This is a genomic window from Exobacillus caeni, assembly GCF_005747095.1.
GTDB lineage: Bacteria > Bacillota > Bacilli > Bacillales > Guptibacillaceae > Exobacillus > Exobacillus caeni.
In genome coordinates, this window is sequence record NZ_SWLG01000033.1 from 1 (window position 1) to 22,025 (window position 22,025).

Consider the following 22,025-nt stretch of genomic DNA (forward strand, 5'->3'; position numbering starts at 1 on the left):
AGAAAAATTGGATGGACTGAGTCCCGTCGAATACCGAACTCAATCCATCCAATCAACTGCATAACAAAACTCTAACTTTTGGGGTTAACCACCAAAGGGCTCTTTTTTATTGAGAATAGTTCACTTTTGATCTTCCTGCCGGCTCCATTGTATGCTCGGCTTCTAACATGCGAGTCATGACGCAGCCGAGTATACAAAAAGCCGGATCGCTGCGCTCTTACAGAAAAGATTCCAGGAATCATTTTTTATAGGGAGAGCAACGAAGTAACGCTTCGTGTTCTTAATTTTACACACATTAATTAGGGAGAAAATTTATATTTCTAGCTCTTATTATTAGAGGTAGTTATAAAAGATTGAAGAAGCGGAACTCAACCACTTCTTTGCCTGATTAGCTTTGAAGGAGATTAGTCATAGCTTGTTCTAAACAGCCCCTCCGATTCATACATATTTAACGAGAAGAGGGGAGAGTGCGCTATGGATCAATATTATGATTACGGAACAATGAACCAGGGGAAGAAGGCCCCGGACCATGATATCGTTATGCGTGGAAGGAAATCCGTGGAAATCACTGGTGTTAAACAAGTAGATAGCTTTGATAATGAAGAGTTTCTTCTCGAGACAGTGATGGGCTTCCTGGCGATCAGGGGACAGCACCTAAAAATGAAAAATTTAAACGTAGAACAGGGCCATGTATCCATCGAAGGCAAAATTATTGATATGTGCTATCTGGAGCATCAGGATGGGGAGAAAGCTAAAGGGTTCTTTAGCAAGTTGTTCAAATGAGTTTGTCCATCCAACTTTATACAATGGTTTCGATGGTGGCTATGGGTCTATGGCTTGGAATGGCTGTTGATACCTATGGCCGTTTCTTTCATCCATCAAAAAACAAGCATATCATCCTTTACTTGAACGACATTCTTTTCTGGCTTCTTCAAGGACTTCTAGTATTTTATGTTTTATTTTCCGTAAATGAAGGGGAATTAAGATTATATGTTTTTCTGGCATTATTATGCGGGTATGCTGCTTACAGAGCATTGATAGAAAAAATCTTCCGATCGTTTTTAGAAATGATTATCCAGGGGGTAGTCGGCACCTATCGGTTTTTTAGAAAAATAGTTATTGTTCTTATTATAAATCCTATAAAGGGCATATTGAAACTTCTACTCGCCTTGGGTATGATGGTAGTAAGTACCATTTCAGCGATATTTTTCTTTTTATTAAAACTAATCTTGACACCAATCAAATGGCTTGGGCGTGGGTTATGGCATTTAGTCCCGAAACAAGTCAAACGGTTTTTTTATAGAATTGCAGGATTTCTAACGAAGGCGCAGAACCTGTTTAAAAAATGGATGCGGAAATTTAAAAAGTGGTAAAGGAGATGTCATTTTGGTTACTGCGAATAAAGAAAAAGTAACACAGATGAATTCCAATTATGTTCAAACGAAGCAATTTCAGGAAAAGGCAAGGCAAAGGAGACGGCGAGGGCTTGTCCGGAGGTTAACAGCTTTTGCTATCATAGCACTGGTAATGTCTGGTGTGTTTTTATCGATCTTCACTTCCCAGGCCGCTACTTTAAATGAAAAGCTTGATGAGAAACAAAAGGCGCAAGCAGAGTTGAAGGAGATGCAAAAAAAGGAAAAAATGCTAAAAGAAGAAATCCAACAGTTAAACAATATGGAATACATTGGTGAGATTGCCAGGAGAGACTATTTTATGTCTAAACCTGGAGAAACGATCTTTAAGCTTCCATCAAATTGACACGTTGTTTTTGTGCCATGTATAATATAGAAAAAAATATGCTTTTATATTATCAAGGAGGAGCTTTTTTTACATGTCAATCGAAGTAGGCAGCAAGTTACAAGGTAAGGTAACAGGTATTACGAATTTTGGCGCGTTTGTGGAGCTGCCAGATGGAAAAACTGGTTTAGTGCATATTAGTGAAGTGGCAGACAATTATGTTAAGGACATCAATGATTTCTTGACAGTAGGCCAGGAAGTCGAAGTAAAAGTGATCCAGGTTGAGAATGATGGGAAAATCGGTCTTTCGATTAAAAAAGCCAAGGATCGTCCTGCGCCAGCGCGCCCAACCTCGCGCCCAACCCAGGGTGGATTTAAAGGTGGACCAAAAAGTGGACCAAAAGGCGCTCCAAGGGGCGGCGGCTTTAAAGGGAAGCCTCGCGGAGGCGGAGGTAGAGTCTCTGCAGAATCGTTTGAAGATAAGCTGAATCGTTTCCTGAAGGATAGCGAAGATCGCCTTTCATCAATTAAAAAGCAAACGGAATCAAAACGAGGCGGTCGCGGAGCACGCCGTGGGTAAAGCTTGCTGTTTACTGTAAGCGATAGATCAAAACAAGCATCTAAACTGGATGCTTGTTTTTTTGTGAAAAACCGTTGACATTATATTGAGGGTATTATATTATATTTCTTGTGCTTATCAAACAAGCAAACAATGGCGGTGTAGCTCAGCTGGCTAGAGCGTACGGTTCATACCCGTGAGGTCGGGGGTTCGATCCCCTCCGCCGCTACCATAATTCCATACGGCCCGTTGGTCAAGTGGTTAAGACACCGCCCTTTCACGGCGGTAACACGGGTTCGAATCCCGTACGGGTCATCGACAAAAAAGCTGCATTCCTTTAAGGAGTGCAGCTTTTTTAATTTTTCAAAGGCTTAAATTTCGTTAATTACCAATATAAAATAAAACGTAAACAGCCAATTACATATTAAAAACAGAAAAACCGTTTGAGATAAATAGACAAAATAACAAATTCGTTTTCCTTTTTTGTAGAGTCTCCTTCTTCCGGTTGTCGACTCGTTTAAAATCCCTTTTTTAGCCTTTATTTCAACAGCTATCAGCTTTTATGAAATTCTACGCGTTATGCCTTTTATCAATTTCATCATTTCTTTCATACATCTTTCATGCTTCATCGCCAATTCATCTGACAAGCTTCTTCTGAAGAAGTCGAAGAGTTTTTTTCGCTTATTCTGAAGTTTTGACAAAAATTTAAACAAGCCTGTGGTTAAATGATAAACACAAAAAACTTTGGGTGGTGGATTTGCATGGAAAAAATGCTTAAGAAAGAAGGTGGGGGAATGCAGGGAGAAATGATCGTCCAGCAGTCTCAGCAATCGGCAATGAAATTTCTCCAAAATGTAAGAACAAAAGTTGAAAGTTTATTCATCGACAAAGGGCTTTTGCTTTTCATTGTAGGGTTTTTATTAGGACGAGCTGTCATCTTATCTGACCTTTCTCCTTTTGCGCTGCCATTCTTCGGTGCAGTTTTTTGTCTTCGTAAAGAACGAGCCGGGATTGTGATGCTGGCCCTTTTAGCAGGAGCGTTAACAAATATACTATTAAACAGCGGCTTCATGTTGATCGGAATGGTTTTATTTTTATTTACCGCTAAACTATTAAATCGCCGAAACCTGTTGACGATTAAATGGCTTCCGTTTACTGTGTTTGCGATAAGCATTGCTGCCAGGGTGATTTTAACGTATTTATCGCAGGGGACGCTTCAAAATACAAATTGGATACTTGCAGGTGTAGAAGCGGGGTTGAGCTTTGTACTTACAATGATTTTTATTCAAAGCATGCCCCTTTTAACGTTGAAAAAAATCAAGCATTCATTAAAAAATGAAGAGATTATTAGTTTTATTATTCTACTTGCTTCTGTTATGACAGGCACGATCGGCTGGTTTTTATATGGTTTTTCAGTTGAAAATATTTTATCCAGATACCTTGTGCTCATCTTTTCCTATGTTGGAGGAGCTGCGATCGGTTCCGCGGTTGGTGTTGTGACCGGAATTATTTTAAGCCTTGCGAACATTGCGAGCCTGTACCAGATGAGTATGCTTGCTTTTTCCGGGCTGCTCGGAGGACTTTTAAAAGAGGGGAGAAAAGTTGGAGTCGCTTCAGGTCTATTAATCGGCACATTGCTAATCGGGCTTTACGGAGGTGGGGCTGAGACCATTTACGTTACGTTAATAGAATCAATCCTTGCAATTGGCTTTTTCTTGCTGACACCGAAATCTGCTTTTGCAAAACTTGCCAGGTATATACCGGGTACACGGGAATATTCGCAGGAACAACAACAGTACCTGCGGAGGGTAAGGGATGTCACGGCGAACCGCGTGGAGCAATTCTCTTCTCTTTTTCAAGCGTTGTCTAATAGCTTCTCTAATAACAATTTTCACCACCAGGACGAGTCCGCAGAAAGGGAGGTCGATATATTCTTAAGCCATATTACCGAAAAAACATGCCAGACCTGCTTTAAAAAGGAGAATTGCTGGGCACAGAACTTTGATACAACCTATGAACATATGAAAGGAATTATGACTGAATTAGAAGACGGAACGGAGATTCACAATCGTATTCTAAAAAAGGAGTTTGATAAGCATTGTGTAAAGTCGAAAAAAGTAATTGAACTAATTAGTCAGGAGATGAGCCATTTTCAAGCGAACCGGAAGTTAAAGAAGCAAGTGAAAGAAAGCCGGAAGATCGTTGCTGAACAGTTATTAGGAGTTTCTCAAGTAATGGGGAATTTCGCAAAGGAAATACAAAAAGAACGGGATAATTTGCAGCACCAGGAAGATCAGGTGATGGACGCGATTAAAGGGATCGGGTTGGAAGTTAGCGGGATTGACATCTATAGCCTTGAAGAAGGAAGCGTTGATATTGAGATGGCCCTACCTTACTGCCAGGGAAGGGGGGAAGGAGAAAAGATCATCGCACCGATGCTTTCAGATATCCTTAACGAAACGATCACCGTTAAGAAAGAAGTTTGTGCAGAACACCCTGATGGCGTTTGCCGTTTATACTTCACTTCTGCAAAAGACTTCATCGTGGAAACGGGTATGGCGAATGCGGCTAAAGGAGGGGCATGGGTCTCGGGAGACAGCCATTCAACGATTGAGCTTGGTTCGGGAAAATATGCGATAGCCATTAGCGATGGCATGGGAAACGGAGAAAGGGCCCATTTAGAAAGCAATGAAACCATCCAGCTTCTTCAAAAAATCCTACAATCAGGCATCGATGAAACGGTAGCGATCAAATCGGTGAATTCTGTTCTATCACTAAGAAATACCGACGAGATCTTTTCCACCCTTGACCTGGCAATGATCGATTTACAGGACGCAAACGCCAAGTTTTTAAAAATCGGTTCAACGCCAAGCTTTATTAAACGGGGAGAGAAGGTCCATATGGTAGAAGCAGGAAATCTTCCAATGGGAATCATCCAGGAGTTCGATGTTGATGTTGTAAGTGAGCAGTTGAAAGCAGGGGATTTGTTGATTATGATGAGTGATGGCGTGTTTGACGGGGTGAAGAACGTAGAAAATCCCGAGTTCTGGATGAAGCGGAAAATAAGAGAGCTGCAAACGGTGGAGCCACAGGCAGTAGCCGATTTGATCATGGAGGAAGTCATCCGGACTGATGAAGGGTTAATTAAAGATGACATGACCGTGGTTGTTGCTAAAATTAAGCGGAATATACCGAAGTGGTCAACGATTCCGATTTATTCTGCTCCTTCCTTTAAAAGAAAAAAAGCGTTATAAAAATATAGGATGTGAAAAGGATTTGTTAGCTGCTAACCTATTTTTCTCTTGATTTCCTTCAGGTATAAACTTTCAAAAGATGGTCGAAGATGGTAACAGTAAAACAAGAGGAGGAAATAGGATGGAGAAAGGGACGTTAAGGCAGATCCTTTTACTTACGGACGGTTGTTCTAATGAGGGGGAAGATCCTGTAGCGATTGCAGCTCTAGCAAGAGAACAGGGGATCACTGTTAATGTAATCGGCATTCTGGATGATTCGGCTATGGGGGAAAAGGGCTTAAAAGAAGTAGAAGAGATAGCGATGTCAGGTGGGGGAGTCCACCAGGTTGTTTATACAAAACAATTAGCTCATACCGTACAAATGGTTACAAGAAAAGGGATGACCCAGACACTGCAGGGGGTTGTAAACAAAGAACTCCAATCGATTCTTGGCCATGGGCAGGAGATGGAAGACCTTCCTCCTGAGAAACGCGGGCAGGTGATGGAGGTCGTTGATGAACTTGGAGAAACGATAGACCTTGAGGTTTGTATCTTGATCGATACGAGTGCAAGCATGCAAAGGAAGCTAACGACTGTAGAGGACGCCATTTTAGACCTATCGATCAGTTTGAATTCTCGAATCGGCAATAATGAATTTTCCCTTTACGCTTTTCCTGGAAAAAGAAAACCGCTTGACGAATTGTTAGATTGGACGCCGCATTTAAAAAATATTCATAAAGTCTTTCCAAAATTAAGCTCCGGCGGCATCACGCCGACCGGGCCGGCACTAAAAGGAGCACTGGAAGCGTTTAACCAGAAACGCTCAAAGAGGAGACTTCTCCATGATGAATCATATTTCGAAGAATCAGGCAGTTAGTATCCGCCCCGGTACAGTGATTACAGGAAAATGGCACAAGAAGGATTACCAGATTATTAAAGAGCTTGGCTATGGCGCTTTAGGAACCGTGTACCTGGCTGATTCGCTTACAGGACCAGTCGCTGTTAAGTTTGGGCATGACAGTATGGCGATTACCTCTGAAGTAAATGTCTTGAAACACTTTTCAAAGGTCCAGGGACAAGCCCTCGGGCCTTCTTTGATAGAGATGGATGACTGGATGAATGGAATCAAAACGGTACCGTTTTATGTAATGGAATATATTAAAGGTGAACCGTTGTTTCGCTTTCTTTCCAGAAGAGGTACAGAATGGCTCGGCATTTTGATGATCCAGCTTTTGAAAGACCTCGAGAATTTGCATCATGCGGGCTGGGTTTTTGGCGATTTAAAACCGGACAATGTCCTCGTAGCCGGGCCGCCGCCTAAAATCCGCCTTCTGGATGTTGGGGGAACAACATTGATCGGACGTTCGATCAAAGAGTATACCGAGTTTTTCGACCGGGGCTATTGGGGGCTCGGTGATCGAAAAGCTGAAGCCTCTTATGATTTGTTTGCTGTAGCGATGGTGATGATCAATGCTGCTTATCCACAGCGTTTTGAGAAGCGGTCGTCTGATCCCTATGCCAATTTAAAAAAGGCGATCGAGCAAAAGGATCTTCTCCTGCCTTATCGAAATGTCATGTTGAATGCTTTAAAAGGAACTTATCAAAGTGCAGGGGAAATGAGAGAGGATTTAGTAGGCTCCCTGTATAAAGACAATAAAAAGAAAAAAGCAGTACAAACAAATCAGCATGCCGTTACGTCGAGAACTGTACGAAAAAAGAATTTAAAACAAAAACGTTCCAAAAAATACAGCATTCTGGAAACGATTGTTTTGTTTACTTTCCTTCTTGCAGTTTATGTCATATACTTGTTTGGACAGTAACGGCAAAGTTTGGTGATCGCCTGCAAAAGGCAGGTTTCACAACAGGCGGAATAGGATATTTAAAGGATAGGTAGAAAGAAATTTCGCCTTCTTTATTCAGGGAGTGAAAGCTTGATGCAATCTGTTTACCAATTTATAAAAAAGCACCATCTTCTTGAACAAAACAGTGTGGTAATAGCAGGTGTTTCAGGCGGTCCGGATTCCATGGCTCTTCTTCATTTTCTTCTAAGCAACCGGGAAAGGTGGCAGCTTAAAGTCATTGCTGCACATGTTGACCATATGTTTAGAGGAAAAGAATCTGAAGAAGATTTTGAGTATGTTAAGCAATATTGTTCTGAAAACGATGTTCCTTTTGAAGGGATACAGATCGATGTCACAGAATATAAAAAGAAACATGGACTTTCCTCTCAAGTAGCTGCAAGAGATTGCCGTTACCGCTTTTTTCAGCAGGTGATGGAAAAGTATAATGCTGACGTTCTTGCGCTGGCACACCATGGGGATGATCAGATCGAAACGATGTTGATGAGGGAGGTTCACGGCGGTTACGGAAAAGGCCTAGCCGGCATGGCAGTTAAGCGGCCTTTTGCGAACGGGTATATCATTCGTCCCTTTTTAGCGGTGACGAAAAAAGAGATAGAAGAGTATTGTATCAAACAAGGCCTTCATCCAAGGCTTGACCCATCAAACGAAACGGACACTTATGTTAGGAATCGTTTCCGCCACCAAGTTATTCCTTTTTTGAAAAAAGAAAATCCTAATGTGCACCTTCGATTTCAGCAGCAAAGCGAGTGGAAGCGGCAGGATGAAGCATATCTTGAAGAGATTGCTCGCTCCCATTACAATGAGGTTGTCATCCAACAGGGTGACAAATCTGTGACGTTTGATAGAAAGCGGCTACAATCAATGGCGATTCCTTTACAAAGGAGACTGATTCATCTAATATTAAACTATCTTTACATACATAACCCTTCTTATATTTCCTCAATACATATTGAAGACTTGTTACGTTTGCTCGATGCCGAGCATCCATCAGGCATGTTGAGTTTTCCCCTGGGTTTAAAGGTCATTCGCTCATATAATAGTTGTACTTTATCTTTTGAAACCAATAAAGGGGATCAAACGTATACGTATAGACTGGATGTTCCAGGTGTGGTTCACTTCAGCCAGGGAAAGCTTAAAGCAAATATTACCAGTACATATCCTGAGCAGGTGACGGAAAACGATTTTGTCGGTAAACTTTCTGATGTACGGGTGCCCCTCACCGTTCGGACGAGAAAACCGGGCGACCGTATCCAATTAAAAGGGATGAAGGGCACAAAAAAAGTAAAGGATATTTTTATCGACAAAAAAATTGACCGCAGAGACAGGAGCACCTGGCCGGTTGTAGAAGATGCCAGCGGAAAAGTCATATGGGTTGTTGGATTAAAGCGTTCCGCTGCAGCTGATGCAGCCAGAGGAAATAAAGAGTTCATTCATCTTTCTTTTGAAAAAACCATTGATCATATTTAGGAGGGCATTTTTTTCATGATTAACGATATTAAGGAAACCCTGATTTCTGAAGAAGAAATACAGGAAAAGGTAAAAGAGCTTGGCAAAAGCCTTTCTGAAGAATACCGGGACCGCTTTCCGCTGGTTATTGGAGTTCTAAAAGGTGCAATGCCTTTTATGGCGGATTTAACGAAGCGAATGGACATCCACCTGGAAATGGATTTTATGGATGTATCAAGCTATGGGAATTCCACGGTTTCATCCGGAGAAGTCAAAATTCTGAAAGACCTGGATACTTCAGTCGAAGGCCGCGATATTTTGATTGTTGAAGATATCATAGATAGCGGTTTAACACTAAGCTATCTAGTGGAACTATTCAGGTATCGTAAGGCAAAGTCAATAAAAATTGTGACATTGCTTGATAAGCCGACCGGCAGAAAGGTGGATCTGACACCTGATGTTGCTGGGTTTAACGTTCCCGATGCGTTTGTTGTAGGATATGGCCTTGACTATGCTGAAAAATATCGAAATCTGCCGTTTATCGGAATTTTAAAGCCCAAAATTTACGAAGGGTAATTTGTTGTGAACGGTCACTTTTATGTGGTAATATAATCTATGGTTTCCTGTTCGTGGGAGGAGGTAAGGAATGAATCGAATCTTCCGAAATACAATATTCTATTTATTAATATTCCTTGTCGTAGTTGGTGTTGTTAGTTTCTTTAACGGAACGAACAACGAAACAAACGAACTGACTTACGGTGAGTTTCAAGATGCTTTACAGGGTGGAGAAGTTTCAGAACTGACTATCCAGCCGGATGGCGGCGTTTTTGCAGTCCAGGGTAAGATGGAAGGCGCTGCAGAAAACGAAATCTTTGTAACGAATATCCCTAATAACGACCGTGCTCTGGATGCGGTGCTTGATGCAGCCGAGCAGGCAGACGTAACGGTAAAACAAGCCGAAGAGCAAAGCGGATGGATCACATTTTTCACATCCATCATTCCATTTGTAATTATATTTATTTTGTTTTTCTTCCTTTTAAACCAGGCTCAGGGCGGCGGCGGCCGTGTGATGAACTTTGGTAAAAGTAAGGCGAAACTTTTTAACGAGGAAAAGAAAAAAGTTAGCTTTAAAGATGTTGCAGGTGCAGATGAAGAAAAGCAAGAGTTAGTTGAAGTTGTCGAGTTTTTGAAAGACCCGAGAAAATTCTCGGCTCTTGGAGCACGAATTCCAAAGGGTGTCCTTCTTGTAGGACCTCCGGGTACAGGTAAAACGTTGCTTGCAAGAGCGGTTGCAGGTGAAGCGGGAGTTCCGTTCTTCTCGATTTCCGGTTCAGACTTTGTAGAGATGTTTGTCGGTGTCGGTGCGTCCCGTGTGCGTGACCTGTTTGAAAATGCTAAGAAAAATTCACCATGTATCATCTTTATCGATGAGATCGATGCAGTTGGACGCCAGCGTGGCGCGGGTCTTGGCGGCGGCCATGATGAGCGTGAACAAACGCTGAACCAGTTGCTCGTTGAAATGGATGGATTCAGTGCAAATGAAGGAATCATCATCATTGCAGCGACAAACCGTCCTGATATTCTAGACCCTGCATTATTGAGACCTGGTCGTTTCGACCGTCAAATTACAGTTAACAGACCTGATGTTAAAGGTCGTGAAGCAGTTCTTAAAGTTCATGCCCGCAATAAACCGTTAAGTGAAACGGTCGATCTTAAAACAATCGCGATGCGTACTCCTGGATTCTCTGGAGCAGACCTTGAGAACCTGCTGAACGAAGCTGCACTTGTGGCAGCAAGGCATAATAAGAAGAAAATCGATATGGAAGATATTGATGAAGCAACAGACCGAGTTATTGCTGGTCCAGCTAAAAAGAGCCGTGTTATTTCTAAAAAAGAAAGAAACATCGTTGCTTATCACGAAGCAGGCCATACAGTAATTGGGCTTGTACTCGATAATGCCGATGTGGTCCACAAGGTAACGATTGTTCCCCGCGGACAGGCCGGCGGATATGCCGTAACGCTTCCTAAAGAAGACCGCTATTTAATGACGAAACCTGAATTGATCGATAAAATTATCGGATTGCTTGGGGGACGTGTTGCTGAGGAAATCACCTTTGGTGAAGCGAGTACTGGAGCAAGCAATGACTTCCAGCGTGCAACGGGAATTGCCCGGAGCATGGTCACAGAATATGGTATGAGTGAAAAGCTTGGACCAATGCAGTTTGGTTCCAGCCAAAGTGGAAACGTCTTCCTTGGACGCGACATTCAGAATGATCAAAACTACAGTGATGCCATTGCACACGAAATTGATCTAGAAGTTCAAAATATCGTGAAGCAAGCTTACGAGCGCTGTAAGAAAATTCTTCTTGAAAATAATGAACAGCTTAACCTTATCGCTGAAACATTAAAAACAGAAGAAACGCTCGATGCTGCGCAGATCCGTTCCCTTTACGACAAAGGAAAGCTTCCTGAACGCCCTTATGTTTCAAATGAATCTGAAGCAAAAGATGAGGACGTAAAAGTTAATATTAACTCCAAGGAAGAAGATGACGTAGAGGATAAAGAAATATAATGAAACAAAGCAGGGTGCCTAAAGGGCGCCCTGTTTTTATGTCTCATGGCAAATGCGATAAAGAAATGCCATTATGATATACTTATGAAGGCTGAATAGCTCTGCAAGCTATTCTTAACTACAAAACATAATTAATTAAACAATAAATGTGGTGAAAATATGATTTTTGTGTTGGATGTAGGGAATACCAATATTATGTTAGGTGTTTATGAAGGCGAAGAGCTAAAGCATCACTGGCGAATCGGTACAAGTAAAAAGAAAACCGAAGATGAATATGCGATGGTCATTAAAGGCCTGTTTTCCCATGTCGGTATCCAGTTGTCTGATATTAAAGGAATTATTATTTCTTCTGTTGTACCCCCGATCATGTTTATGCTAGAACGCATGTGCGAAAAGTATTTTAACCAAAAGCCGCTCATAATCGGCCCTGGAATTAAAACTGGCTTAAATATAAAATATGAGAATCCGAGAGAGGTCGGAGCGGACCGGATTGTTAACGCTGTAGCCGGGATTCACTTATATGGGGGCCCGCTTATCATTGTCGATTTTGGAACTGCTACGACATACTGCTATATTGATGAGCAAAATCAGTATATGGGAGGGGCGATAGCTCCGGGGATTAATATTTCAACAGAGGCCCTGTATACCCATGCCGCAAAGCTGCCCAGGATAGAAATAGCAAAGCCCGCCGACATAGTCGGGAAAAACACTGTGATGGCAATGCAAAGCGGAGCGTTATTCGGATATGTTGGACAGGTTGAAGGGATTGTAAGGAGAATGAAAGAAAAGTCTGTTAAAAAGCCGATGGTTATCGCTACAGGTGGGCTAGCGCCTTTAATAGCAGAAGAATGTAAGCTAATCGACAGCGTTGTTCCTTTTCTTACGTTAAAAGGCCTTCAGCTTATCTATGAAAAGAATCAAAAAGGCTAAACGCAAATCGAAACAGCGGTTTGCGTTTTTTTTACAACACTACCCAGTGATAGGTAGTGAGCTTATTAAAAGTCAGAAATAAAAATGCATGATACTATTTAAACATAGCGTTTTTAACGTTATTCATAGTTATTGCAAGCTGTATGTTTAGATTGACAGGAAGAGCTAAAATAAGTGACTGTTCGATAGAGGAGTGTAACTATAATGAATGATTATTTAATAAAAGCCCTTGCTTTTGACGGAAATGTCCGGGCTTATGCCCTTCGAACAACGGAGATGGTAAGTGAAGCGCAGAGAAGGCAGGATACCTGGCCGACTGCCTCAGCAGCATTAGGAAGAGCAATGACTGCTGCGACCATGATGGGTTCATCGTTAAAAGGGAATGAAAAAGTAACGGTGAAAATAGAAGGCGGCGGCCCGATCGGAGCGATTGTTGTTGATGCTAATGCAAAGGGGGAAACCCGGGGATATGTGACCAACCCTCACGTCCATTTTGACCTGAATGAACAGGGGAAACTGGATGTTGCAAGAGCGGTAGGTAAAAATGGGTTCCTTTCCGTTGTAAAGGATCTAGGAATGAGAGAAAATTTTACAGGACAGGTGCCGATTGTATCAGGAGAACTTGGAGATGATTTTACGTATTATTACGTATCCTCTGAACAAGTACCATCTTCCGTTGGGGTGGGAGTGCTTGTTAATCCGGACAACTCTATTCTCGCGGCAGGAGGATTTATGATCCAGCTTCTTCCGAATGCTCCGGAAGAAACGATCCAATTCCTGGAAAAGAGAATCCAGGCTGTCCCGCCAATTTCCAAATTGATCGAATCGAATCATACTCCAGAAGAAATCCTATATAAATTATTAGACGAAGAAAATGTGAAAATCCTTGATAAAATGCCGGTGAAGTTTGAATGTGGCTGTTCAAAAGAGCGTTTTGCTGCTGGAATAATCGGACTTGGAAAAGAGGAGATCAAAGAAATCATTGAGGAAGATGAACAAGCGGAAACCCAGTGCCATTTTTGTAATGAAACATATCACTTTTCTAAAGAAGAGCTGGAAGATCTCTATGATCAAAGCTTCGGCGAAAAGTAACAAGCAGCTATTTGTTTGACTATTTTAACATTTCTTGTTATATTTTATTAAAACCAACAAAATCACTCGGAATTAGGGAGGCGGAAAAATGAAAGTAGGAAACTCCATCACAGATTTGATTGGAAACACGCCGATCGTAAAATTAAATCGAATGACCTCCGCAGAAGATGCTGATGTATATTTAAAACTTGAATTTATGAACCCGGGAAGCAGCGTTAAAGACCGTATCGCACTGGCGATGATTGAAGCCGCTGAAAAAGATGGGAACTTAAAGGCTGGAGATACAATCATTGAGCCGACCAGCGGAAATACAGGGATAGGCCTTGCTATGGTAGCTGCTGCAAAAGGATATCAAGCAGTCCTCGTTATGCCTGATACAATGAGCATGGAACGACGGAACCTTCTTCGTGCATATGGAGCAAAGCTCGTTCTGACACCTGGAGCAGAAGGAATGGGAGGAGCGATCCGTAAAGCCGAAGAGCTTGCAAAAGAGCATGGTTACTTTATGCCTCAACAGTTTAAAAATGAAGCAAATCCAGCCATTCACCGCAAGACGACAGGAAAAGAAATCATAGAGGAAATGGGAGACCAGTTGGATGCGTTTATTTCCGGAATCGGAACAGGGGGAACGATCACTGGTGCAGGCGAGGCTCTCCGCGAAAAATATGAGAATATTAAAATTGTGGCAGTAGAACCAACCGATTCTCCTGTTTTATCAGGAGGAAAACCAGGACCCCACAAGATTCAGGGAATAGGCGCGGGCTTTGTTCCTGACATCTTAAAAACGGACATATATGATGAAATCATTACAGTGAAAAATGAAGAAGCGTTTGAATATGCCCGTAAGGCAGCCCGCCAGGAAGGTATTCTTGGCGGAATCTCATCTGGTGCAGCGATTTATGCAGCGCTAAAAGTGGCAAAACAGCTTGGAAAAGGGAAAAAAGTGCTTGCGGTAATTCCTAGTAACGGAGAACGATATTTAAGTACTCCTTTATACCAGTTTGAGGAACAAGAATAAAAAAAACAGCCCGAGTGGCTGTTTTTTTTTTGTTGAACGGCAAGAAGCAGCCTATTCTATATTTCTACAGACGAAAAAAGGGTGAATTAGGAAGGCATCTTCATGTAAAATAGAAGATATAAGTTTTTAAAGCCTTCATGGCTTTATGACAGGAGTGAAAGCTTTGCAGCCGAGAACAAGCCACATGACTAACTTAAGAAAAGCCTATCATACGAAAATGACATTATCAGCCGATGAATGGTTTTTAAAATATAAGCAAATTTTCCGGGATAAACCATATCATTTCCTGCTTGAAAGTGCACGAGGCGGCAGGTATAGCATTTTCGGAATCCTTCCTTATGCAGTATTAAGCGGTAAGGGAAGCACGTTGACTGCCCTGACGGATACCGGTGTAGAAATGCAGGAAGGAAAGCTTCTTGACCTTGTGCAGGAATGGATGAAACCTTTTCATTCTGAAACAGAAAAAAAACTTCCTGATTTTCAGGGAGGTGCCATCGGTTATATTAATTATGACATTGCCAGACAAATCGAAGAGCTTCCTTCTTTTGCTGCAGATGACATCGCTATACCTGACTTGTATTTTGTTGTCTATGAAGATGTAGGTGTTTACGATCACCATTCTCAGGAATTATGGTTTATTTCCAATGTGGAAGAACACCGCAAAGCGGAAGCGATGAAACGTTTGGATTCTTACAAGGAAGAATGGTCGGGTACCTTTACCGAAGACTTTTCATGGACAGGGATTGAAGCAGAAGGAAAGCCAGCCAGCTTTTCCATGACAGAGGGTGAATTTGCGACTGCGGTGAAAAAGGTCAAAGAATACATTTCGAGTGGGGATGTTTTTCAGGTTAACCTTTCCCTTCGTGAATCAAGGCCGATTCATTCAGAGCCGTTTCATATCTATGAGAAGCTTCGGGAGCTTAATCCTTCTCCTTACATGGCGATGCTGCACACTCCTGATTTTGATATTGTAAGCGCATCTCCAGAACTGCTGATCAAAAAGAAGGGGAAAGAATTGAGCACCCGCCCAATTGCAGGCACTCGTTCAAGAGGACATAATGATGAGGAAGATAAGGCGCTAGCCAAAACATTAATCGAAAATGAAAAAGAGCAGGCTGAGCATGTTATGCTTGTCGATCTTGAACGGAATGACCTTGGACGGGTATGCAAGTTTGGTTCTGTAGAAGTGAATGAGTTTATGGTGATTGAAAAGTATTCACATGTCATGCATATCGTTTCGAATGTCAGGGGTGTACAGGAGGATGGAAAGGATGCTTTTGATGCGATAAAAGCTACCTTCCCTGGAGGCACAATTACCGGGGCACCGAAGATAAGGACGATGGAAATCATTGAAGAACTGGAACCGGTAAGAAGAAATCTTTATACAGGTTCAATCGGCTGGCTTGGATTTAATAGGGATATGGAGCTGAACATTGCGATTCGAACGATGATTATTAAGGATAAGGTGGCCCATGTTCAAGCTGGAGCTGGAATAGTCATTGATTCCAACCCGAGAGCTGAGTACAAGGAGTCGATGAAAAAGGCTAAAGCCTTATGGAAAGCAAAAGAGTTGAGTGAAGCAGAGATAAAGCAAACAGTGGAGAATAGATGAGGAGGAAGAAATAATGATTTTAATGATCGATAACTATGATTCTTTTACGTATAATCTTGTCCAATACCTTGGAGAAATGGGAGAACAACTGGTTGTAAAACGGAATGATCAAATTACCCTTGATGATATAGAAAAACTGAATCCGGCTTTTATCATGATTTCACCCGGACCGTGCAGCCCTGATGAAGCGGGGATCAGTATGGAGGTTATCCGCCGTTTTGCTGGGAAAATACCGATTTTCGGCGTGTGTCTTGGCCACCAATCGATTGCCCAGGTGTTTGGAGGAGAAGTGGTTCGGGCGGAACGCTTAATGCATGGCAAGACATCGGAAATGCATCATGACGGCAATACGATCTTTGAAGGAATTCCTTCTCCGTTTCCAGCCACAAGGTATCATTCCTTGATTGTTAAAAAGGAAACACTGCCGGATTGTTTTGAAGTTTCTGCATGGACTGCAGAGGGGGAGATTATGGCTGTACGGCATAAAAGCCTTCCGGTAGAAGGCGTGCAGTTCCACCCTGAATCTATCATGACAAACAGTGGTAAGCAGCTGTTAAAGAACTTTATTAGCCAATATAAAAAGGCAGACCCATGTACATCTGCATAAACGGCCGGGTTCTGAAAGAAGAAGAAGCGAAAATCTCTCCTTTTGACCATGGCTTCATGTATGGATTGGGCGTGTTTGAAACTTTTCGAGTTTATAACGGGCATCCGTTTTTATTTGACGACCATTTTGACCGCTTGCAGTCCTCTTTAGCTGCACTCAATATAAAGCTAAACGTGAATAAAGCCTCCGTGCTGCATGATATCAACGAGCTGTTAAAAGTAAATCAACTTAAGGATGCGTATGTAAGATTAAACGTTTCTGCAGGGGACAATGCAGTAGGGCTCACAGTGGAAAAGTATGAAAACCCCAACGTGATCATCTATATGAAGCCGATCGGGCAACCTGCACAGGTCGAAAAGAATGCAGTGATATTACAAATAAGGCGAAACACCCCGGAAGGGCCTCTTCGCTTAAAATCGCACCATTACTTAAATAATATTCTTGCCAAAAGAGAGGTTGGCCCTGATCCGTCTGTGGAAGGGATATTCTTGACTGATCAAGGACATGTTGCAGAAGGGATTGTATCGAATGTCTTCTGGGTTAAAGACGGTAAAGTCTTTACCCCTTCCCTTTCAACAGGAATTTTAAATGGCATAACAAGGCAGTTTATTATCGAATTATTGGCTTTTTTAAATATAAAAGTGGAAGTAGGACATTTTACAAAAGAACACTTGCTGGATTGTGACGAGGCGTTCGTTACAAATTCCATTCAGGAAGTAGTACCTGTTAAGAAACTGGAAGGAAAATCGCTTCCTGGAGCTGCAGGAGAAATAACTGATAAGTTGCATTCCTATTATGTAATTCAGCGGAACCGGTTATGGAGCCGAAAAAATATACAAGTTAGTGAAGTGGAGGTAGACAAATGACAGCCGTTATAGGAGAACAGCATAAACAATTTCCACTTGAAACAAACCTACGCGGACGTACTTATAATTGGAACTCAAAAACATGGGTTATGGGAATTTTGAATGTAACTCCTGACTCTTTTTCAGACGGCGGCCGTTTCAACTCGATTGAGAGAGCTGTGGAACACGCACGTCAGATGGTAGAAGAAGGAGCAGATATAATCGATGTAGGCGGCGAATCAACAAGGCCGGGAGCTAAAAAGGTTCCGCTCGATGAAGAACTAGAAAGAGTCATCCCTATTATTCAAGCTGTAAGACTGGCGGTAGATGTTCCGATTTCAATAGATACGTATAAAGCGGAAGTAGCAAAGCAAGCTGTAGAAGCGGGAGCCGATATTATTAACGATGTGTGGGGCGCAAAGGCTGACCCGCTGATGGCCGCGGTCGCTTCATCAAAGCAAGTTCCGATTATACTGATGCATAACAGGAAGGAAATCAATTATACAAGTCTAATCCCTGACATGATCAGTGATTTAAAAGAAAGTGTTGATCTTGTTAAAGATGCAGGTGTAAAGGACCACAACATTATCCTTGATCCTGGAATCGGGTTTGCAAAAACTTACGAGCAAAACCTTGAAGCGATGAGAAAGCTTGACCATATTACGGCGCTTGGGTACCCTGTACTGCTAGGAACATCCCGTAAATCATTAATCGCTAAGACGCTTGAACTGCCTCCTGAAGAACGAATGGAAGGAACAGGAGCTACCGTTTGTCTTGGTATCGAACGAGGGTGCCAGATCGTCCGGGTCCATGATGTAAAGCCTATTTTCAGAATGGCAAAAATGATGGATGCAATGCTGAAAGGTTAACTCTCTTTTTGGTCGGAAAGGAGTAAGATAATGGATAAAATTTATTTGAACGGAATGGGATTTTACGGTTACCATGGGGTTTTCCCCGAAGAAAATAAACTGGGCCAGCGTTTCTTTGTTGATCTTGTCCTGGAAACGGATCTTTCCCCGGCAAGCCAGACTGATGACTTAAACAAAACGGTTAACTATGCAGAAGCTTATAAAAAGACAAAAGAGATCGTAGAGGGAAAGCCTAAAAAGCTAGTTGAAACGGTTGCCGAGATGATCGCACAACAAATCCTCGATCAATTTTCGATTGTACAAGCGTGTACCGTAAAAGTAACGAAGCCAGATCCTCCGATTCCCGGCCACTACAAATCAGTCGCGATTGAAATGAAGAGATGCCGTGATGAATAGGGCGCTTCTATCGCTTGGTTCCAACATAGAAGACCGGGAGGCTTACCTTTATCATGCGCTGCAAGCATTGGAAAAGCAGGGGATAAGGATAACGGATGTTTCCTCCATCTATGAAACAGAGCCTGTAGGCTATACTGACCAGCATTCATTTTTAAATATGGTGACAGAAATTGAGACGTCTTTCACACCGCAGAAATTATTAGAAAAAACCCAGGAAATCGAGCAACTGCTTGGGAGGAAGAGAGAAGTCCGTTGGGGGCCAAGAACAATAGACCTTGACATTTTGCTATATAATCAAGAAAATATAGATTTGGAAGACTTAATAATTCCGCACCCTCGTATGACGGAACGTGGTTTTGTTATGATTCCTTTGAATGAGATTACTCCTAAAACAATTATTCCTACAACAAATAAACAAGTTAGATCATATTTAAGAGACTTAGAGGATAAAGAAGGTGTACATCTATGGAAGCAGAAGTGTACGGAAGGAGAATACGGGCTTTTCGAAAGCTGAAAGGCTATACGCAGGAAGGCCTTGCGAAGGAGCTTGGCGTTTCCGTTTCAGTATTGGGGGAAGTGGAGCGGGGCAATCGAATCCCGACTACTGATTTCTTGAAATCAGTTGCAAAGCAGCTTAGTGTTACATTTGATGAATTGGTCCCGTTAGAAGTGAAAAAATAATAGGGGATAAAAGGTGAGCAGCATGTAGAAAATTGGCGATAGTACTTTAAAGGGCCTTGTTGCCTTATCCTATGGCCGTTGAATGATTTTACAACAAAAGAGAGAATCGGAAATCTTTCTACATACATTTGTTGAAGAACTGGAAGCTAATAAACAGGCAGTTTGACAATGCTTCCCTGCTAACCTATAATACCTCTAAGGATTAGCCTTTAGACTGCCAGTAACCATACTGGCAGTTTTTCTTCATCACTTTAACTTCCTGATTCTTTCCGGTAGATACTTTAATTTCTTATAAGAAGAATAATGTATAAAGTTTGGGATGATTTTTAAGGAAATAAATTGTTTGAAGAATGGGTCTATAGTGCTGAAGGAAAACTGCAACCTACATAATAGACCCAAATGTAAAAAAGTAAAAACTTCTAGTTCCTGCAGATAATCAAGATTAAAATATACAGCCTAAGAGCCTTTCGTGCGATTTGCCAACAGGCACCCTTTCATATAAAGTTAAAACGTTAAAAACAGAACGAAAAATCAGGAGTGATAATGATGAGTCAAGAACAAGAATTGAATGATCTTCTCCGAGTTAGAAGGGAAAAACTATCCGAACTCAGAGAAAACAATATCGACCCTTTTGGTAAACGGTTTGACCGTTCTCATACAGCACGCACAATGAAGGAAGAATTTGATTCATTTTCTAAAGAAGAGCTTTCTGAGAAAAATGAACATGTAACCATAGCTGGCCGCATTATGACAAAGCGTGGGAAAGGAAAAGCCGGCTTTGCACATATTCAGGATTTAACAGGCCAGGTTCAAATGTATGTACGCAAAGATACAGTTGGAGAAGAACAGTATGAACTTTTTGATTCACTGGATATAGGGGATATCGTAGGTGTGACAGGCATTGCATTCAAAACGAAAGTGGGGGAACTATCTGTTAAAGCAACAGATCTAACTCTTCTATCAAAGTCCCTTCGTCCTCTACCGGATAAGTTCCATGGCTTGAAAGATGTGGAGCAGCGCTATCGCCAGCGTTATCTTGATCTTATAATGAGTCCGGAATCAAAAGAAACCTTTATTGCCAGAAGCCGTATTATCCAATCGATGAGACGCTACCTGGATAGCCAGGGATTCCTTGAAGTGGAGACCCCTATGATGCATTCCATTCCTGGCGGGGCTTCAGCTCGTCCGTTTATTACACATCATAACGCTCTTGATATGGAACTTTACATGAGAATTGCGATTGAACTCCATTTAAAACGTTTAATTGTTGGCGGGCTTGAAAAAGTATATGAAATTGGCCGAGTATTCCGTAACGAAGGTGTATCTACTCGTCATAATCCTGAGTTTACCATGCTGGAACTTTATGAAGCATATGCTGATTATAAAGATGTGATGTCACTTACTGAAAACTTAATCGCTCACATCGCGGAAGAAGTAACGGGTTCAACAACAGTCATGTATGGTGATCAGGAAGTAAATCTTAAGCCAGAATGGACTCGACTTCATATGGTGGATGCCATTAAAGAACAAACGGGTGTAGACTTTTGGAAACAGATGTCTGATGACGATGCTCGCAGTCTGGCCAAAGAACATGGTGTTGAAATAAAAGACACAATGACATATGGACACATTGTAAATGAGTTCTTTGAGCAAAAGGTTGAAGAGACTCTTATTCAACCGACATTTATTTACGGGCATCCAGTGGAAATTTCGCCTCTTGCTAAGAAAAATGAAGAAGATCCTCGTTTCACTGATCGTTTTGAATTATTTATTGTCGCACGTGAGCATGCAAATGCCTTTTCTGAGTTAAATGATCCTATTGATCAAAGGCAACGTTTTGAAGCACAGCTTCAGGAAAGAGCGGAAGGAAACGATGAAGCTCATATGATGGACAATGACTTTATAGAAGCATTAGAGTACGGGATGGCTCCAACAGGAGGGCTTGGTATCGGTATCGATCGCCTTGTTATGCTATTAACAAACGCTCCTTCTATCCGAGATGTATTACTATTCCCGCAAATGAGAAATGCCGAAAGATAAGACCTGCGCTTAGCGCAGGTTTTTTTGCTTTTAATATGTTGCGTTTCGTAAGAAACCATGGTATATTATTAAACGCCGCTTCAAATGGCCCGAGAAAAAAATGTTGACTTGCTTCATTACAATTGATATATTTATTGAGTCGCAAATAATGAACATATCATCCGAAGACAAGTTGACTTCTACGAAGTGAAGTTATATAATCGTTTTCGATGCCGAGGTAACAGAGATGTTAGTGCGGGGCGAAAAATTTCTTTGAAAGTTGTTGACTTCTGCGAAATAGGATGATATACTTGATCTTGTCGCTGAAAACGACAACGCGCATAAAGGATTACTGGCTGAAGGTCATCACATCCTGTGCGTCGTAGTTCTTTGAAAACTGAACAAAACGCCAAGCGAATTAAGCTTTAAAGCAAGCTAGATTGAACTTATCTTATCGGAGAGTTTGATCCTGGCTCAGGACGAACGCTGGCGGCGTGCCTAATACATGCAAGTCGAGCGAAGAGATGGGAGCTTGCTCCCTGATCTT

The 22,025-nt window shown here is 41.8% G+C and carries 21 protein-coding genes, 2 tRNA genes and 1 rRNA gene; all 24 read left to right on the forward strand.

Annotated elements, in window-relative coordinates:
• The first annotated feature begins 474 nt into the window (after window positions 1-474).
• A complete protein-coding gene (gene yabP, locus FCL54_RS22810; RefSeq protein WP_138129599.1) occupies window positions 475-783 on the forward strand; it encodes a sporulation protein YabP in 309 nt (102 codons plus the stop codon).
• Window positions 780-1,373, forward strand: a complete 594-nt coding sequence (yabQ, locus tag FCL54_RS22815) for a spore cortex biosynthesis protein YabQ (protein ID WP_138129600.1) — start codon at window positions 780-782, stop codon at window positions 1,371-1,373. Before yabP ends, yabQ begins: the two co-directional genes overlap by 4 nt.
• Before the next feature lie 13 nt (window positions 1,374-1,386).
• Window positions 1,387-1,758, forward strand: coding sequence for an FtsB family cell division protein (locus tag FCL54_RS24720; protein WP_281281410.1), 372 nt, complete (start codon window positions 1,387-1,389; stop codon window positions 1,756-1,758).
• Between the two features lie 73 nt (window positions 1,759-1,831).
• Window positions 1,832-2,317: a S1 domain-containing RNA-binding protein gene (locus FCL54_RS22825; RefSeq protein ID WP_138129601.1), complete on the forward strand. Its 486-nt coding sequence runs from the start codon at window positions 1,832-1,834 to the stop codon at window positions 2,315-2,317.
• A gap of 134 nt (window positions 2,318-2,451) precedes the next feature.
• Window positions 2,452-2,528 (forward strand) — tRNA-Met (locus tag FCL54_RS22830).
• Between the two features lie 11 nt (window positions 2,529-2,539).
• Window positions 2,540-2,611: transfer RNA gene (locus tag FCL54_RS22835), tRNA-Glu, on the forward strand.
• 455 nt (window positions 2,612-3,066) lie between these two features.
• Entirely contained in the window at window positions 3,067-5,550 is a 2,484-nt protein-coding gene (spoIIE, locus tag FCL54_RS22840; RefSeq protein WP_425467171.1) for a stage II sporulation protein E, read from the forward strand.
• Window positions 5,551-5,629: 79 nt separating this feature from the next.
• Window positions 5,630-6,406, forward strand: a complete 777-nt coding sequence (locus tag FCL54_RS22845) for a vWA domain-containing protein (RefSeq protein ID WP_138129603.1) — start codon at window positions 5,630-5,632, stop codon at window positions 6,404-6,406.
• Window positions 6,372-7,349, forward strand: a complete 978-nt coding sequence (locus tag FCL54_RS22850) for a serine/threonine protein kinase (RefSeq protein ID WP_138129604.1) — start codon at window positions 6,372-6,374, stop codon at window positions 7,347-7,349. Before FCL54_RS22845 ends, FCL54_RS22850 begins: the two co-directional genes overlap by 35 nt.
• A 114-nt stretch (window positions 7,350-7,463) precedes the next feature.
• The gene (gene tilS / locus FCL54_RS22855; RefSeq protein WP_138129605.1) at window positions 7,464-8,858 is read left to right on the forward strand and encodes a tRNA lysidine(34) synthetase TilS; all 1,395 of its coding nucleotides are present in this window, start codon (window positions 7,464-7,466) and stop codon (window positions 8,856-8,858) included.
• Window positions 8,859-8,873: 15 nt separating this feature from the next.
• Window positions 8,874-9,413 carry a hypoxanthine phosphoribosyltransferase gene (gene hpt / locus FCL54_RS22860; RefSeq protein ID WP_138129606.1) on the forward strand — a complete coding sequence of 180 codons (540 nt, stop codon included), beginning with the start codon at window positions 8,874-8,876 and terminating at the stop codon, window positions 9,411-9,413.
• A 70-nt stretch (window positions 9,414-9,483) separates the two neighbouring features.
• Window positions 9,484-11,409: an ATP-dependent zinc metalloprotease FtsH gene (ftsH, locus tag FCL54_RS22865; RefSeq protein WP_138129607.1), complete on the forward strand. Its 1,926-nt coding sequence runs from the start codon at window positions 9,484-9,486 to the stop codon at window positions 11,407-11,409.
• Between the two features lie 159 nt (window positions 11,410-11,568).
• Complete coding sequence (locus FCL54_RS22870) at window positions 11,569-12,339, forward strand: type III pantothenate kinase (protein ID WP_138129608.1); 771 nt, start codon at window positions 11,569-11,571, stop codon at window positions 12,337-12,339.
• A gap of 204 nt (window positions 12,340-12,543) precedes the next feature.
• Complete coding sequence (gene hslO / locus FCL54_RS22875) at window positions 12,544-13,431, forward strand: Hsp33 family molecular chaperone HslO (protein WP_138129609.1); 888 nt, start codon at window positions 12,544-12,546, stop codon at window positions 13,429-13,431.
• Between the two features lie 88 nt (window positions 13,432-13,519).
• Complete coding sequence (gene cysK, locus FCL54_RS22880; protein ID WP_138129610.1) at window positions 13,520-14,449, forward strand: cysteine synthase A; 930 nt, start codon at window positions 13,520-13,522, stop codon at window positions 14,447-14,449.
• Between the two features lie 184 nt (window positions 14,450-14,633).
• Window positions 14,634-16,061, forward strand: a complete 1,428-nt coding sequence (locus FCL54_RS22885) for an anthranilate synthase component I family protein (protein ID WP_138129619.1) — start codon at window positions 14,634-14,636, stop codon at window positions 16,059-16,061.
• A gap of 13 nt (window positions 16,062-16,074) precedes the next feature.
• A complete protein-coding gene (pabA, locus tag FCL54_RS22890; RefSeq protein ID WP_138129611.1) occupies window positions 16,075-16,668 on the forward strand; it encodes an aminodeoxychorismate/anthranilate synthase component II in 594 nt (197 codons plus the stop codon).
• On the forward strand, window positions 16,653-17,534 hold the full coding sequence (gene pabC, locus FCL54_RS22895; RefSeq protein WP_138129612.1) for an aminodeoxychorismate lyase: 882 nt from the start codon (window positions 16,653-16,655) through the stop codon (window positions 17,532-17,534). Before pabA ends, pabC begins: the two co-directional genes overlap by 16 nt.
• The gene (gene folP, locus FCL54_RS22900) at window positions 17,531-18,382 is read left to right on the forward strand and encodes a dihydropteroate synthase (RefSeq protein ID WP_138129613.1); all 852 of its coding nucleotides are present in this window, start codon (window positions 17,531-17,533) and stop codon (window positions 18,380-18,382) included. Before pabC ends, folP begins: the two co-directional genes overlap by 4 nt.
• A gap of 30 nt (window positions 18,383-18,412) precedes the next feature.
• Window positions 18,413-18,778, forward strand: a complete 366-nt coding sequence (folB, locus tag FCL54_RS22905; RefSeq protein ID WP_138129614.1) for a dihydroneopterin aldolase — start codon at window positions 18,413-18,415, stop codon at window positions 18,776-18,778.
• The gene (gene folK / locus FCL54_RS22910; RefSeq protein ID WP_138129615.1) at window positions 18,768-19,292 is read left to right on the forward strand and encodes a 2-amino-4-hydroxy-6-hydroxymethyldihydropteridine diphosphokinase; all 525 of its coding nucleotides are present in this window, start codon (window positions 18,768-18,770) and stop codon (window positions 19,290-19,292) included. Before folB ends, folK begins: the two co-directional genes overlap by 11 nt.
• Window positions 19,244-19,459 carry a helix-turn-helix domain-containing protein gene (locus FCL54_RS22915; protein WP_138129616.1) on the forward strand — a complete coding sequence of 72 codons (216 nt, stop codon included), beginning with the start codon at window positions 19,244-19,246 and terminating at the stop codon, window positions 19,457-19,459. The genes folK and FCL54_RS22915 overlap by 49 nt, the downstream gene beginning before the upstream one ends.
• Window positions 19,460-20,005: 546 nt before the next feature.
• Window positions 20,006-21,499 (forward strand): lysine--tRNA ligase, encoded by a 1,494-nt coding sequence (lysS, locus tag FCL54_RS22920; protein ID WP_138129617.1) that lies wholly within the window; start codon window positions 20,006-20,008, stop codon window positions 21,497-21,499.
• A gap of 430 nt (window positions 21,500-21,929) precedes the next feature.
• Window positions 21,930-22,025, forward strand: a 16S ribosomal RNA gene (locus FCL54_RS22925); the annotation flags it as partial.

Coding starts and splice junctions, on each gene's coding strand:
- lysS (WP_138129617.1), top strand. CDS start 20,006: ATGAGTCAAGAACAAGAATTGAATGATCTTCTCCGAGTTAGAAGGGAA.
- spoIIE (WP_425467171.1), top strand. CDS start 3,067: ATGCTTAAGAAAGAAGGTGGGGGAATGCAGGGAGAAATGATCGTCCAG.
- yabP (WP_138129599.1), top strand. CDS start 475: ATGGATCAATATTATGATTACGGAACAATGAACCAGGGGAAGAAGGCC.
- hpt (WP_138129606.1), top strand. CDS start 8,874: ATGATTAACGATATTAAGGAAACCCTGATTTCTGAAGAAGAAATACAG.
- FCL54_RS22915 (WP_138129616.1), top strand. CDS start 19,244: ATGGAAGCAGAAGTGTACGGAAGGAGAATACGGGCTTTTCGAAAGCTG.
- cysK (WP_138129610.1), top strand. CDS start 13,520: ATGAAAGTAGGAAACTCCATCACAGATTTGATTGGAAACACGCCGATC.
- folB (WP_138129614.1), top strand. CDS start 18,413: ATGGATAAAATTTATTTGAACGGAATGGGATTTTACGGTTACCATGGG.
- pabC (WP_138129612.1), top strand. CDS start 16,653: ATGTACATCTGCATAAACGGCCGGGTTCTGAAAGAAGAAGAAGCGAAA.
- folP (WP_138129613.1), top strand. CDS start 17,531: ATGACAGCCGTTATAGGAGAACAGCATAAACAATTTCCACTTGAAACA.
- hslO (WP_138129609.1), top strand. CDS start 12,544: ATGAATGATTATTTAATAAAAGCCCTTGCTTTTGACGGAAATGTCCGG.
- yabQ (WP_138129600.1), top strand. CDS start 780: ATGAGTTTGTCCATCCAACTTTATACAATGGTTTCGATGGTGGCTATG.
- ftsH (WP_138129607.1), top strand. CDS start 9,484: ATGAATCGAATCTTCCGAAATACAATATTCTATTTATTAATATTCCTT.
- FCL54_RS22885 (WP_138129619.1), top strand. CDS start 14,634: ATGACTAACTTAAGAAAAGCCTATCATACGAAAATGACATTATCAGCC.
- pabA (WP_138129611.1), top strand. CDS start 16,075: ATGATTTTAATGATCGATAACTATGATTCTTTTACGTATAATCTTGTC.
- FCL54_RS22870 (WP_138129608.1), top strand. CDS start 11,569: ATGATTTTTGTGTTGGATGTAGGGAATACCAATATTATGTTAGGTGTT.
- FCL54_RS22825 (WP_138129601.1), top strand. CDS start 1,832: ATGTCAATCGAAGTAGGCAGCAAGTTACAAGGTAAGGTAACAGGTATT.
- FCL54_RS22845 (WP_138129603.1), top strand. CDS start 5,630: ATGGTCGAAGATGGTAACAGTAAAACAAGAGGAGGAAATAGGATGGAG.
- FCL54_RS22850 (WP_138129604.1), top strand. CDS start 6,372: ATGATGAATCATATTTCGAAGAATCAGGCAGTTAGTATCCGCCCCGGT.
- tilS (WP_138129605.1), top strand. CDS start 7,464: ATGCAATCTGTTTACCAATTTATAAAAAAGCACCATCTTCTTGAACAA.